General features: G+C 61.1%; 12 protein-coding genes. 6 read left to right on the top strand and 6 right to left on the bottom strand.

Features of this window, described 5'->3' with window-relative positions:
- Positions 1-12: 12 nt before the first annotated feature.
- Positions 13-1359, bottom strand: a complete 1347-nt coding sequence (locus tag ACTIE1_RS15645; protein ID WP_439560470.1) for an oligosaccharide flippase family protein — start codon at positions 1357-1359, stop codon at positions 13-15.
- Between the two features lie 97 nt (positions 1360-1456).
- The gene (gene kynU, locus ACTIE1_RS15650; RefSeq protein WP_439560469.1) at positions 1457-2650 is read right to left on the bottom strand and encodes a kynureninase; all 1194 of its coding nucleotides are present in this window, start codon (positions 2648-2650) and stop codon (positions 1457-1459) included.
- A gap of 455 nt (positions 2651-3105) precedes the next feature.
- Here kynU and ACTIE1_RS15655 point away from each other — a divergent pair, with 455 nt between their 5' ends.
- From ACTIE1_RS15655 to ACTIE1_RS15665, 3 genes are all read left to right on the top strand, one after another.
- The gene (locus tag ACTIE1_RS15655; RefSeq protein WP_439560468.1) at positions 3106-4674 is read left to right on the top strand and encodes a Re/Si-specific NAD(P)(+) transhydrogenase subunit alpha; all 1569 of its coding nucleotides are present in this window, start codon (positions 3106-3108) and stop codon (positions 4672-4674) included.
- Between the two features lie 19 nt (positions 4675-4693).
- Positions 4694-6196: an NAD(P)(+) transhydrogenase (Re/Si-specific) subunit beta gene (locus ACTIE1_RS15660; protein ID WP_439560467.1), complete on the top strand. Its 1503-nt coding sequence runs from the start codon at positions 4694-4696 to the stop codon at positions 6194-6196.
- A 393-nt stretch (positions 6197-6589) separates the two neighbouring features.
- Positions 6590-7873, top strand: a complete 1284-nt coding sequence (locus tag ACTIE1_RS15665) for a DUF3422 family protein (protein ID WP_439560466.1) — start codon at positions 6590-6592, stop codon at positions 7871-7873.
- Positions 7874-7968: 95 nt separating this feature from the next.
- On the opposite strand, the gene ACTIE1_RS15670 is transcribed toward ACTIE1_RS15665, so the two are convergent.
- The 3 genes from ACTIE1_RS15670 to ACTIE1_RS15680 form a co-directional block, all read right to left on the bottom strand.
- Entirely contained in the window at positions 7969-9756 is a 1788-nt protein-coding gene (locus ACTIE1_RS15670; protein ID WP_439560465.1) for an ABC transporter transmembrane domain-containing protein, read from the bottom strand.
- A 145-nt stretch (positions 9757-9901) separates the two neighbouring features.
- Positions 9902-10519 (bottom strand): class I SAM-dependent methyltransferase, encoded by a 618-nt coding sequence (locus ACTIE1_RS15675; RefSeq protein WP_439560464.1) that lies wholly within the window; start codon positions 10517-10519, stop codon positions 9902-9904.
- 144 nt (positions 10520-10663) lie between these two features.
- On the bottom strand, positions 10664-10990 hold the full coding sequence (locus ACTIE1_RS15680) for a HesB/IscA family protein (protein ID WP_439560571.1): 327 nt from the start codon (positions 10988-10990) through the stop codon (positions 10664-10666).
- Between the two features lie 96 nt (positions 10991-11086).
- On the opposite strand from ACTIE1_RS15680, the gene ACTIE1_RS15685 reads away from it, so the two are divergent.
- The 3 genes from ACTIE1_RS15685 (at position 11087) to coaD (ending at position 13526) form a co-directional block, all read left to right on the top strand.
- Entirely contained in the window at positions 11087-12280 is a 1194-nt protein-coding gene (locus ACTIE1_RS15685; protein WP_439560463.1) for a deoxyguanosinetriphosphate triphosphohydrolase, read from the top strand.
- Positions 12281-12516: 236 nt separating this feature from the next.
- On the top strand, positions 12517-12951 hold the full coding sequence (locus ACTIE1_RS15690; RefSeq protein ID WP_439560462.1) for a CBS domain-containing protein: 435 nt from the start codon (positions 12517-12519) through the stop codon (positions 12949-12951).
- Between the two features lie 80 nt (positions 12952-13031).
- On the top strand, positions 13032-13526 hold the full coding sequence (gene coaD / locus ACTIE1_RS15695) for a pantetheine-phosphate adenylyltransferase (RefSeq protein WP_439560461.1): 495 nt from the start codon (positions 13032-13034) through the stop codon (positions 13524-13526).
- Positions 13527-13848: 322 nt separating this feature from the next.
- Here coaD and ACTIE1_RS15700 read toward each other — a convergent pair whose 3' ends face one another.
- Positions 13849-14013 carry a hypothetical protein gene (locus ACTIE1_RS15700; protein WP_439560460.1) on the bottom strand — a complete coding sequence of 55 codons (165 nt, stop codon included), beginning with the start codon at positions 14011-14013 and terminating at the stop codon, positions 13849-13851.
- Between the last annotated feature and the right edge of the window lie 236 nt (positions 14014-14249).

A 14249-nucleotide genomic window follows, 5' to 3' on the forward strand; every position in this document is an offset into this window, starting at 1 on the left:
GCCCCTATTGCCCTATAGCAGGGCGCCCAGCGTTTCGGCATGGACCACAAGCGCCAGCGCAATAATTCCCAGCGCGACCACATAGAAGATCATGTCATGGGTCTTGTCCCAGACGCCGGTATGGCGCGCCAGTCGCACCACGGCAGGATAGACGGCGACAGCCGCCAGCGCCTGCCCCGCCATGGCACCGGGCAGGCCCATCAGCAGGAAGCCCGCCAGAAACAATGCGCTTTGGGTGATTGCACGAAAGGCGGTCAGCCAGAAAAAGCGCCGCGACTCGCCGCGTGCAAGGGCGGCATGCGGATAGGTTGCACTGACCAGCGGCAGCAGTTGCGCACAGCTTATCAGCACAATCATCGGGCCCGCCATCAGGTAGCGGTCATCATACAAAAACCCGATCAGGACGGGGCCGATCAGGGCCATGACCGCCAGCATTGCCATGACGGCGGCGGTCAGAAGATAGCGAAGGCGACGCAGCCTTGCGCTGTTCTGTCCGCCGCTGGCCGCAAGGGATTCGCGGTAGGCGGGGATCAGCATTTTCTCGGTCAGGGCTTGCATCAGCAGCACCGGAAATGCGGCCAGAAACCATGCGATATTGTATAGGCCCAGGTCTGCCAGCGAAAAGAAATAGCCCAGAATGGCACGGTCGCCCTGCGCCAGAAGGAAGCCGAACCCCGATGACAGCATGATCCAGCCGCCAAACCGCAACAGATCGCGCGCCGCAGCGCCTTCCCAGCGCAGGCGGCTGGACGGGCCGGGAATGAATGCCCATTCCAGTGTCAGTTTCACACCTGCCGCCGCGACCGTCCCCCAGACCATGGCCCAGTAACTGCCGGTCGCCCAGGCAAGCACGATCATGACCGAAATGCCCGCAACATGCGCCAGAAGCTGCACAAGTGTGACATAGCCCAGCCGGATATGCCGTTCAGATGTGTAAATCCGCATGGGCGCAAGACCCGCAAGCAGCAGCGACACCGCGCAGACCGGCAGCACCGCCAGCAATTCCGGCGCATCATACAGATGGGCAGCGGGCCATGCCACGGCGCAGGCCAGCAGCCATAACAGCCCCCCGCGCAGCACATTCAGCGTAAAGGCCGTATTCAGGAAATCGGGGTCATCGCCGCGCGCATTTTGCATGATGGATTGCTGAATGCCCGCGTCCGACAGCATTGTCAGGCCGAACAGGATCATTGTGACCAGCGCCATCAGCCCGAACGCATCAGGGAACAGCAACCGCGCAAGGATCAGGTTCGACCCGAAGCGCAGGGCCTGCGACAGCACGAAATTGCCGCCCGTCAGCACCGCGCCGCGCATCAGCCTTGAAATCAGGGAAGGGGGCGCGTGCAAGGTCATGTCCATCTGCAAAAGGCTGTTTGGCGTGTCGGGTGTGGGGCAAGCCGCACCCTAATGCTGGAATGCGGCAGAAAAATGGGGGAAAGCGGGCGTGTGGCCCGCCTTAGGTCACTTTCGATCGGGTCTTGAATTCGGGGCGGTCCCATCTGCGGGTTTGCACGATATCGCACAGGGTATCGGCGGCCTTGGCCACATCTTCGGGTGTCAGATACAGCGGTGTGAACCCGAAGCGCAGAATATCGGGCGCGCGGAAATCGCCAATGACACCTTCGGCAATCAGGGCCTGAATAATGGCATAGCCGTCCTGATGGTGGAAACTGACCTGAGAGCCGCGCGCCTGTCCGTCGACGGGCGAGGCAAGCCGCAGATCCGGCGCGCCGGTTGCAACAGCGTCGATGAAAATCTGCTGCAATTCCAGCGACTGCGCGCGCAGGTCGTTCATATCGACCCCTTCCCACACATCCAGCGCCGCATCCAGTGCCACCAATTGCAAGATGGGCGGCGTGCCCACACGCATGCGTTCAATTCCGCGACCGGGGCGATAGTCCAGATCGAAGGCGAAGGGCGCTTCATGGCCCAGCCAGCCCGACAATGCTGGCTGCACCTTGCCCGCCAGACGCGGCGCGACATAGATGAAGGCGGGGCCACCGGGGCCGGAATTCAGGTATTTGTAGCTGCACCCCACGGCAAAATCGGTGTCCGCGCCCGCCACATCAACGGGAATGGCCCCTGCCGAATGCGCCAGATCCCAGACCACCAGCGCGCCATGTTCATGCGCCTTGGCAATCAGGCGGGACATGTCATGTTTGCGCCCTGTGCGGTAATCCACTTCGGTGATCATCAGCACGGCGACTGAATCATCAATTGCGCTTTCGACCATTTCGGGGGCCGTGGTTTTCAGCCTGTAATCGGGGCCAAGCGTGCGGCACAGCCCGTCAGCCATATACAGATCGGACGGGAAATTTCCGGTATCGGACAGGATAACGCGGCGATCAGGGCGCAAGTCCAGCGCCGAGGCCAGCGCCTGATAGACCTTGATGGACAATGTGTCGCCCATGATGACACTGCCCGCAGGCGCCCCGATCAATCGCCCCACGCGGTCCCCCACGCGCGCAGGCAGGTCCATCCAGCCCGCGTGGTTCCAGCCGGTGATCAGCATCTGGCCCCATTCGTCGGTGATGGTGTGCGCCACGCGCGCGGCAACGGCGCGGGGCAGGGGGCCAAGCGAATTGCCGTCCAGATAAATCACCCCCTCGGGCAGGTCGAACATGGCGCGTGTTGCTGTGAAATCTGTCATCGGTCCCTCCGGTATGCCGGATATGGGTGCCGCTTGTGCCCAGCAAGGTCAAGGCTATATGGGCCGGCGTCATGCATCCGGCCCGCGAAACAGGCCCGCGAACACGGCGGGCCAGCGATTCATTTTGCGCCGCATGATCCACCCTGCCAGTCGCGCGAATTGTGCCCGCGCTGCTGCATCAGTGGCCGGATACGGGCCAGCGGCGCAATCGCGGCAACTGGTCGCGCCTTGCGGGGTATTGGGATGAACCTGTTTAAAGGTTTGAAAAGTATATATATTGTTGCGGGCGCAAGTCGTTGCGCTGCGGTGTTTTGCGGTATGCCTTGGTATGCAGCGTGCAAATATTATTGCCTGCTTGTGAAACAATCTTGCGCAGGGTATGCAAACGCGATGCCAAAAAGAACGCATTTTGCGGTCGCAGAATTCGGTTAACCTGAAAGAAAGGGGGACGACGCGTGAAAGTCGGTGCCTTAAAGGAAATCAAATCGGGTGAGGCGCGTGTCGCGCTGACACCAGACAGCGCAACGCAGATTCAGAAACTGGGGCATGAATGTTTCGTGCAATCCGGTGCAGGTGTGGCTGCGGGCTTTAATGACGAAACCTATGAAAAGGCCGGTGTTACGGTCGTCAAGGACGCGGCTGCGCTGGTTGACGCTGTTGATGTCGTCATCAAGGTGCGCGAACCCGTCCTGGACGAGGTCAAGAGCCTGAAAAAAGGCCAGACACTGATTTCCTTCTTCTGGCCCGCCCAAAGCGAGGAGTTGCTGGCCGCTGCAAGGGATCAGGGCGCAACGACCATTGCCATGGATATGGTGCCGCGGATTTCGCGCGCGCAGAAAATGGATGCGTTGTCGTCTATGGCCAATATCGCGGGCTACCGCGCGGTGATCGAGGCAGGCAATAATTTCGGCCGCTTCTTCACCGGTCAGGTGACAGCCGCCGGCAAGGTGCCGCCCGCGCGCGTGCTGATTGTGGGCGCCGGTGTTGCGGGGCTTGCCGCGATTGGCACTTCTACCAGCCTTGGGGCGATCACCATGGCGTTCGATGTGCGCCCCGAAGTGGCCGAGCAGATCGAGTCCATGGGTGCGGAATTCGTGTTCCTTGATTTCGAGGACACGACAGACGGGGCGGAAACCGGCGGCTATGCAGCGCCTTCCAGCCCTGAATTCCGCGAAAAGCAGTTGGAAAAATTCCGCGAACTGGCCCCCGATGTGGACATCGTTATCACCACCGCGCTGATTCCGGGGCGTCCCGCGCCGAAATTGTGGACCGAAGATATGGTCCAGATGATGAAGCCCGGTTCGGTCATTGTGGACCTTGCGGCAGAAAAGGGCGGGAATTGTGACCTGACCGTGCCGGATGAACGCCTTGTGACCGAAAACGGTGTTATCATCATCGGCTACACCGATTTCCCGTCGCGCATGGCCACGCAGTCATCCACGCTTTATGCGACGAATATCCGTCACATGCTGCATGACCTGACACCGGCCAAGGATGGCGTGATCAATCATAATATGGAAGATGACGTCATTCGCGGCGCAACGGTCACGCATGACGGCGAAATTACCTTCCCGCCGCCACCGCCCAAGGTGAAGGCGATTGCCGCCAAGCCCAAGGAGAAGGTCAAGGAACTGACCGCCGAGGAGAAGCGCGCGCATGAAATCGCGGCCTTCAAGTCGCAGACCAAAACGCAGGTCGCGTTGCTGGCTGGCGGCGCGGCATTCGTGCTGGCCGTGGGGCTGGTCGCGCCCGAGTCGTTCATGCGCAATTTCATCATCTTCGTGCTGGCCGTTTTCGTGGGCTTCCAGGTGATCTGGAAAGTGTCGCATTCGCTGCACACGCCCCTGATGGCGGTGACCAATGCAATCTCAAGCATCATCATCGTGGGCGCATTGTTGCAGATCGGGTCAACCTCGGGGCTGATCACGGTGCTGGCGGCGCTGGCGCTTCTGATGGCGGCGGTGAATATCTTTGGTGGTTTCATGGTGACACGGCGCATGCTTGCCATGTTCCAGAAGTCCTGACGGCAGGAGGAAATAAGAGATGGATTTCGGATTTACAGTTGCGGCCTATGCGGTTGCGACAGTTCTCTTTGTCCTGTCGCTTGGCGGTCTGTCAGGACAGGAAAGCGCGAAACGCGCCATCTGGTATGGCATTGCGGGTATGACCGTGGCCGTGCTGGCCATGCTGGTCGGTCCCGGTTCGGGGTTGTGGGGGCTGACGCTGGTGCTGATTGCCATTGGCGGCCTTGTCGGCTGGCAACTGGCCACGCGCGTGCAGATGACGCAAATGCCCGAACTGGTGGCCTTCATGCATTCGCTGGTGGGGCTGGCGGCCGTTCTGGTGGGGTTGAACGCGCATCTGGAAATCGGGCGTGTGGCGCAGGTCTTTGCTGAAAACGCCTTGCCCTTCCCGCAACCCGAAGGGCTGATGTCGGTCCCCGCCTATGAGCTGTGGCTGGGCCTGAGCAATTTTGCCGCCATTATCGGCAAGAAAACCGCTGTCGAGGTGACGATCCTGCGGGTCGAGTTGATGATCGGCATCTGGATCGGGGCGGTCACCTTCACCGGGTCGATCATTGCCTATGGCAAGCTGGCGGGCCGTGTGGACACAGCCGCCAAGCAACTGCCCGGCGGGCATATGCTGAATGCGGGTGCGGCGGTCCTGTCTGTCGTGTTTGCGGGGCTGTATCTGGCCTTCGCCGAAAGTGCGGGCGCGTCGATCTTCATGCTGATTGTCCTGACCGCGCTGGCGCTGTTCATTGGCTATCATCTGATCATGGGCATTGGCGGGGCCGATATGCCGGTGGTGGTGTCCATGCTCAACAGCTATTCCGGCTGGGCGGCGGCGGCCATCGGGTTCAGCCTTGGCAATGAATTGCTGATCGTGGTGGGCGCGCTGGTCGGTTCCTCGGGGGCGATCCTGAGCTATATCATGTGCAAGGCCATGAACCGCAGTTTTATCAGCGTGATCCTTGGCGGGTTTGGCGGCACGTCCGGCCCGCAGATGGAGGTTGAGGGCGAGCAGATCGCCATTGACGCAGGCGGTGTGGCTGCGGCCCTGAATGAAGCCGACAGCGTGGTGATTGTTCCCGGCTATGGCATGGCTGTGGCGCAGGCCCAGCAATCCGTGTCGGAACTGACGCGCAAGCTGCGCGCCAAGGGCAAGAATGTCCGTTTCGCCATTCACCCTGTTGCGGGGCGTTTGCCGGGGCATATGAACGTGCTGCTGGCCGAGGCCAAGGTGCCCTATGACATTGTGCTGGAAATGGACGAGATCAATGACGATTTCCCGTCCACCGATGTGGTGATCGTCATCGGGTCCAATGACATTGTGAACCCCGCCGCACAGGACGACCCCAACAGCCCCATTGCCGGCATGCCGGTTCTGGAAGTGTGGAAGGCCAAACAGGTGTTCGTGTCCAAACGCGGGCAGGGCACCGGCTATTCGGGGATCGAGAACCCGCTGTTCTACAAGGACAACACACGCATGTTCTATGGCGATGCGAAAGCGTCCGTGGACAGCCTGCTGCCGATGATCGAGTGATTTTCGGCTTGGCACGACAAGGAAAAACCCCGGCTGCAAGGCCGGGGTTTTTTCGTGGGTGGGGGCTGAGGCCGAAGCGGCCACGACAAATGTCGGGAAAAATGCCCGTGCAAAGCACGGGCAGCGCCCGAACCGCCCCCACGGGGCGGGCGCTTCTCGCCCACCCCTCGGTTCGGGCGTGTTGCGCAATCTGGATATCGAACGGCAGAAATCGTCCCGCAAAGCGGCCATCCCTGCCTTCAGACCCTCAAGCGTTGTTCGCCACTGCCCCACGCCCGCGTTTGTGGCGAAAATACAAGTGTGCAATGGTGTGCCGAATTGGGGCGTTTTCATTTTGCGCCAGTGGCTTATCCTGAACCGCTTAATCCTTCCGCGTGCGCTTCCGAGGTTCCTATGCCCCCCATCGCCGACCATCTGCACCGCTATGCGCTTGTCAATGAACTGCATGCGCGCCCTGCAACCAAGGTCGTGCCGCCGGGCGTGGCGGTGTTTCTGGCGGTCAAACCCGAAAGCGCTGCGGCCAAGCGCGACCGCGACAAGGACCGCGCGCATTTGCTGGCGCTGCTGGACCGCCACGGCGCTGGCCACCCCGCCCCCGAGGCCACGCATCATTCCGCCGATATTGGCCGTCACCATCTGAAATGGGAAAGCCACACGGAATTCGTGACCTATACGGCGTTTGAACAAGGGCTGCCCAAACGCCCCTTCGACCCTGACAGTTTTGATGTTTTCGCGGATGACTGGCTGGAACAGGCACCGGGGACGCGGCTGACATCGATCCTGTTCCAGATTGAGACCCTGCCCGAAGACCCCGCCGAAATTACTGCAAAACTGCAAGACTGGTTCGTGCCCGAAAGTCTGGCTGCGGCCTGTGTCCTGGATGGGACCGCCGTGATTGCCAGTGATTTCCGCATTGATCGCGCAGGCCATATCCGCATGGCGGTTTTCGTCAAGCCCGGCACCGGCGGGCGGCGTGTGGGGCGGATTTTGCAGCGCCTGTGCGAGATTGAAACCTATAAGACCATTTCCATGCTGGGGTTGCTGCGCGCGCGGTCACTGTCATCGCAAATGGGGGTGCTGGACGAGCAGCTGACGCAATTGTCGCGCGCGATGAACACGCCCGGCACCGGGTCCGATGAAACGCTGGAGGCGTTGCTGCGCATTTCCAGCGAGTTGGAAAACATGATGGTGGAAAGCGCGTTCCGGTTTGCCGCGACAGGGGCGTATGAGGCGCTGGTGCACCAGCGCATCGAGGTGCTGCGCGAGGACCGATTTCAGGGGCGCCAGTCGCTGCGCGAATTCATGACGCGCCGCTATGACCCCGCAATGCGCACGGTCAAATCCACCGAGGCGCGGCTGGCGCGGCTGGCCGAACGGGCCATGCGCGCAGGGCAGTTGCTGCGCTCTCGTGTGGATGTGGAACGCTCGGCCCAGAACCAGCGGCTGCTGGAGAGCATGGACCGCCGCGCAGATATGCAACTGCGTCTGCAACACACGGTCGAGGGGCTGTCTGTGGTGGCGATCAGCTATTATGCGATCAATCTGGTGGCCTATCTGGTGTTGCCGGTGACCGAGCCGTTGGGCCTGTCCAAACCCGTGACAATGGCCGCTTTGGTGCCTGTGGTGGTGCTGGGCGTATGGGCCATGGTGCGCGGGGTCCGGCGGAAGTTCGAATAGCGCATGATGCGCGGGCCGCGCCGGCGTGTTTTTTGGATATTTGGGCCAGAATGAAAGGGGAAAGGGACTGTTTTGGCCCTTAAGCTTCACGATGTTCAGGCGGCGCGTTCGGAGGTGAACTGCAAGCGTGCCAAGCGCGCATAAAGTCCACCCTGTGCCACCAGTTCGTCATGTGTGCCGGTGGCCGCGATGCGCCCCTCGTCAAAGACGATGATGCGGTCGGCCTGTTTGACCGTGGCCAGCCGGTGGGCGATGACAATTGTGGTGCGGTCGCGTGACAGATGGTCCACGGCGCGTTGCACGGCGGCCTCGGATTCGGCATCAAGGGCACTGGTGGCTTCATCCAGCAGCAGGATGGGGGCGTCGCGCAGAATGGCGCGCGCGATGGCCACGCGCTGTTTCTGCCCCCCTGACAGCATGACGCCGCGTTCGCCCAGTTCGGTCATATACCCGTCGGGCAGGCTGTTCAGGAACTGATCGGCATTGGCCGCTTTTGCTGCCGCGATCACTTCGCTGTCCGAGGCGCCGGGGCGGCCAAAGCGGATATTGTCCATTGCAGTCGTCGCGAAAATGACCGGATCCTGCGGGACAAGGGCCAGCGCGCGGCGGAAATCGGTGCGTGCCATGTCGCGCAGGTCCTGCCCGTCGATGCGGATCTGCCCGCTGATCGGGTCGTAGAAGCGCATCAGCAGCTGAAGGATTGTTGTCTTCCCCGCGCCCGATGGTCCGACCAGCGCCACAGTTTCCCCCGCCGCGATGGTCAGCGAGATATTCCGCAGCGCCTGCTGGCCGGGGCGTGTGGGGTAGTGGAAGCTGACAGCGTCAAACTGCACCTCGCCGCGTGTCGGGCGGGGCAGTGGCAGGGGTTTGGGCGGGTCCTGAATGCTGTCGGTCGCGGTCAGCAGTTCGACAAGGCGTTCGGTCGCACCGGCGGCGCGTTGCAATTCGGACCAGATTTCGGACAAGGCCCCGACCGAGCCTGCAACGATGACCGCATAGATCACGAATTGGGCCAGTTCGCCCGGTGTCATGACGCCCGCAGACACATCGCGCGCGCCGACCCAGAGCGTGCCCAGAATGCCCGCGAAGACCAGAAAGATAACGATGACAGTCAGCACCGCGCGGGTCAGGATGCGTTTGCGCGCCACATCGAAGCTGATTTCGGTGACGCGGTCGAAGGCTGCGCGGCTGGCCGCTTCGTGGGTGTTGGCCTGAACTGCCTGAACCGACAAAAGCGCCTCGGAGGCGTTGCCCGAGCTGGCGGCGATCCAGTCCTGATTTTCGCGGCTGAGCCGGCGCAGCTTGCGGCCCATGATGACGATGGGCACGATGATCGCGGGCACCATCAGCAGCACGAATCCGGTCAGTTTTGCAGAGGTCAGCCCCAGCAGTACCAGCCCGCCCAAGAGCATCAGCGCATTGCGCAGTGCAATCGACACCGAAGACCCGATCACCGATTGAATAAGCGTTGTGTCTGTTGTCAGGCGCGAGAGCACCTCGCCGGTCATGATGCGTTCATAGAAGGCCGGACTGCGGTCAATGACGCGGGCAAACAGGGATTTGCGGATATCGGCAACGATGCGTTCGCCCAGCCGCGTGACCAGATAATACCGCAACCCCGTGCCAATCGCCAGCAGCACAGCCAGCCCCAGCGCGCCGCCGAAATACTGGTTCAGCAATTCCATTTCGCGGGCTTCAAACCCGTCAACGACGCGGCGCACCGCCAATGGCAGCATAAGCATGATTGTCGCTGTTGCGACCAGCGCCAGAAGGGCCGCGGCCAGCAGGGCGCGATAGGGGCGCATGAAGGGCCACAACCCTTGCAGCGCCCCGATATTTCTGGATTTGGCGCGCGTTTCGCTGGAATGTGGTGTATCGCTCATGCTGTTCCGGCCCTTTGTGTTGGGCAAGGGTTTAGGTCAGAACAGGGGGGCGGGGCAAGCCCGCAAGCGGGCGGCGCGACCATTGGCGCATCTTGGCCGCGCCTTTTGGTCCGCCAGCAGGCGGGCCTGTCGGGGGTGTGTGCGGTCAGGCAGTTTTTTCCATGCGCAGGAACGTGAACACGCCCAGACGCGTCAGGGGCGTTTCCTCGACCAGTTGCAGGGCCTGTTCCCCCAGAACGCGATCTTTCGGAAAGTTGGAATGCCAGCCCATATAGTCTGCAAATGGTGCAAATTTGCGCTCCAGCCATGCCAGCCACCCTTCGTCGCGGGCGAAATGGTTGACCAGCAGGATTTGCCCGCCGGGTTTGCACACGCGCGCCATTTCGGCCATGACCTGTTCGGGGTCGGGGACGACCGAAATCAGGTGCATGGCGACGATTGTGTCGAAGCTGGCGTCGGGGAAATCCAGATTACGTGCGTCCATCTGACGCAACTCGCGGACATGGTCCAGCTTCTCCTCGGCGACTTTGGTGCGCGCGCGTGTCAGCATATCCTCGGAAAAATCTATGCCCGTCACCTCTAGCGAGGCATCATAGAAGGGCAGGGCAAGTCCGGTTCCCACACCCACTTCCAGCACTTTGCCCCCTGTGCCGTTGGCAACCCTGGTGGCGTGTCTGCGTCCGGTATTGGTGATGCGACCGAATGTCATATCATAAATGGGCGCCCAGCGGCGATAGCTGGCAGTAATCGCTTCAGGTTTCAAAAATGCCTCCCACGCATCAACTTCTTGGGAAAGAGCATTGGGGCAGTCGGGGCGCGCGGTCAACCGCTGCACTGTCTTTGCGGTGTTAAACTTCGTGTTATGCCGCGACTTGTAGCAATGCGGCAATGCGGTAGCCGCGCGCGGTCACATTGAAAAACTGATGCCGCAGCCGCAACTGGAGGAGGCATTGGGGTTATTGATGACGAAGCGTGCGCCGATCAGTTCTTCCGAGAAGTCGATGACGGCATTTGCCAGAAACGGCAGGGAAACAGGATCAACCAGCACCTTCTGGCCGTCCTTTTCCAGAATCAGGTCATCGGCTGCGGGGGCGTCAAAACGGATATCATACTGAAACCCCGAACAGCCGCCGCCGTCGACGGCAACACGCAGGGCCTTGACCTCGCCTGTGTCTTCGGCGATTTCGGCCAGACGAGCGAAGGCGCGGTCACTTACGCGGGGGGGCAGGGTCAGGGTCATGGGCTTCCTTCTGGGCAATGTCATATTTCCGATGACTTTGGTTTGATATAGCCATTGGCAGCAGGCCCGACAAGGTAGTGGGACAAACAGATGCTGAAACCATATGCGACACAACCGGACCAGTCGCGCGGGCGGCGTTTCAAGGAGGCCATGAGCACCTTCCGTTCCCCGTTTCAGCGCGACCGCGACCGGATCATCCATTCCAGCGCGTTCCGGCGGCTGAAACACAAGACGCAGGTGTTCATCGAGCATGAGGGCGATTATTACCGCACCCGCCTGACCCATTCCATCGAGGTGGCGCAGGTGGCCCGCACGCTTGCAGGTGCGCTGGGGCTGAACACCGAACTGGCCGAGGCGATTGCGCTGGCCCATGATCTGGGCCATCCGCCCTTTGGTCATACCGGCGAGGATGCGTTGTGCGATCTGATGGCCCCTTATGGCGGGTTCGACCATAATGCGCAGGCGCTGCGTATTGTGACGCGGCTGGAACGTCATTACGCGGATTTCGACGGTCTGAACCTGACATGGGAAACACTGGAAGGCATTGCCAAACATAACGGCCCTGTGGCCGATGCGCACGGCGCGCCGCTGAAGGGGGATGCGCTGCCCTATGCGCTGGTCGAATGCAATGCCGGTTTCGATCTGGAATTGCACGGCTATGCCAGTGCCGAAGCGCAGGTGGCGGCGATTGCCGATGATATTGCCTATAACCACCATGATTTGCATGACGGGTTGCGATCGGGGCTGTTTACGGAAAACGACCTGATGGACCTGCCCATAACCGGCCCCGCCTTCCGGCAGGTGGACAGCCTGTATCCCGGACTGGAGCCGATGCGGCGCAGGCATGAAGCGTTGCGCCGTGTCTTTGGCGTGATGGTGGAAGATGTGCTGCTGGTGGCGGGCACGCGGCTGGGACCGGCGGATTTGCAGTCCGCGCAGGATATTCGTGACCTGAACCTGACGATCATCCGCTTTTCCGACCGGCTGTTTCGGGAATTGAAGGTGATCCGGCATTTCCTGTTCACGCGGATGTATCGCGCACCGTCTGTGGTGGAAATGCGCGCGCAGGTCACAGGTGTTGTGCGCGACCTGTTCCCGCTGTTCATGGACCAGCCCCGCCACCTGCCTGCCGAATGGCGCCGTGATGTGAATGCAGCAGAGTCCGAGACAGCACTTGCCCGGATTGTCGCCGATTATGTGTCCGGCATGACCGACCGTTTTGCGATTCAGGAACATGCGCGGCTGGTGCGCGGGGGGGATGCCGCGCCGGTGCGCTATCTGTAACAGGCGTGATTTTCAGGCGGGGGCGCCAATCGGCCCCCATCGAGGGGGCACTCATGGCGGGGCGCAGGCCTGGCGGCTGCCCGTCCCTGTCGCGCGTGCGGGGATCTGGCGCATGCGTTTTTGCCGTGCTGCCGTGATCTGATGGCTTGACAGACAGGCCCGCAATGTCCGACCCTTCCCAAAGGGGCGCGCATAGGAGGCCGTGCCCCTGCTTCAGCCAAGAGGAGGGCGTGCGCATGCTGGTGAGCCAAATTCTAAGAAACAAGGAAACCCAGTCGGTTGTGACAGTTGCGCCGGGCAGCCCTTTGTCCGAAGTCGTGAAGGTCCTGAGCGAGAACCGCATAGGCGCGCTTGTCATCTCCTCGGACGGAAAGAAGGTGGCGGGTATCCTGTCCGAGCGCGACATCGTGCGCGAATTGGGCAGCCGCGGTGTCGCGTGCCTGTCGGACAAGGTGGATGATGTGATGACGCGCAATGTCTATGGCTGTAGCCCTGATGACAGTGCCGATCTGGTGTTGCAGACCATGACGCAGAAGCGGTTTCGTCATATTCCGGTGATGGAGGGGGACCAGATGATTGGCCTGATTTCCATCGGGGATGTGGTCGCGGCCCGCATGTCCGAACTGGAGTTGGAGAAAGACGCCCTGACCGGCATGATCATGGGGTATTAGATGTTTTTCATGCGCCGGAAGGGTTGCATATCCCCGCGCAATATTGTTGCGTGCATCTGAAGATGTGAAGGGGGCGCGCAATGCGGATCGGTCTTTATCCTGGCACTTTCGACCCGTTGACCAAGGGGCATATCGATATCATCACGCGCGCGACGCAGCTTGTGGACCGGCTGGTGATCGGGGTTGCGATTAACCGTGACAAAGGCCCGTTATTCACACTGGATGAACGTGTCGCCATGATCGAGGCCGAGGTGCAAACCCTGAGCAAGCGCACTGGCGTCGAGATTATCGCCCATCCGTTCGAGAACCTGCTGATTGACTGCGCCCGCGATGTCGGCGCGCAGATCATCATACGCGGTTTGCGCGCGGTCACGGATTTTGAATATGAATTCCAGATGGTTGGCATGAACCGCGCCATGGATGCCAGTATTGAAACGGTATTCCTGATGGCAGAAGCACGCCATCAGGCAATCGCGTCGAAACTGGTCAAGGAAATCGCGCGACTGGGGGGCGATGTGACGAATTTCGTCTCGCCCGCTATTTCTGATGCGCTGGGCGCGAAATATCCGCGTTAGGGCGTGACCCTGTCGGGTTGAAATCGGCGTGCTGTTTAGGATGGCCTAATGGGGACGTTGGGCGGCAGTCAGGGCGCGGAATCAAGGGCGCAGCCCGCCGCGCCATCGGTGGGCCGTCCCGCGGCCTGCCGATTACCCTGATGGGGTTTCCAGCCTTGAAAGTCAAAGTATGCCGCCAGCATAAAGTGCATTCCAAGAATGCCGGATCGGCAGTCCCCGGCCCACCGATAGCGCGGGCTTTATCCAAGTGCGAATGCCCCTTTCAAGCCACAACCCCCTGTTTCGGGGCCGTGCCGCTAGAGCGGTGCAGCGCGTTCGGGGCTTATTGCCCGTAGACGGCCTGTGCGGCAATCTTGCGCGCGTCAGGCTTGTGAATGTCCAGATCGATCGCCACATCCAGCGGCATGGCGCGAATTTCGCTGACGGTACGGGCATAGGCCGCGCGCTGGCGCAGGCGGGTCTGGATGCGGGTCAGAAGGGTGCTCATGATATGCTCCTGTTCTTTGGGTCAGGGGTACGTCCTGACCCAAAGATGGGGCATGCTGCGGTGCAGAACAACCCGTTCAGGTTGCAAGCCCGACTTGCGTTTGATGCATATGTGGCCGTAGCGTGCGGATGATGTTCCAAATGCAAAAAGCCGCACCCGAAGGTGCGGCTTTCGCCCGAACGCTCTGTTTTAGCTTACCCCGCGCGCGCCATGGCGGCGGCGGTATCCAGCATGCG

The sequence above is a fragment of the Roseinatronobacter sp. genome (assembly GCF_051859525.1).
Lineage (GTDB): Bacteria > Pseudomonadota > Alphaproteobacteria > Rhodobacterales > Rhodobacteraceae > Roseinatronobacter.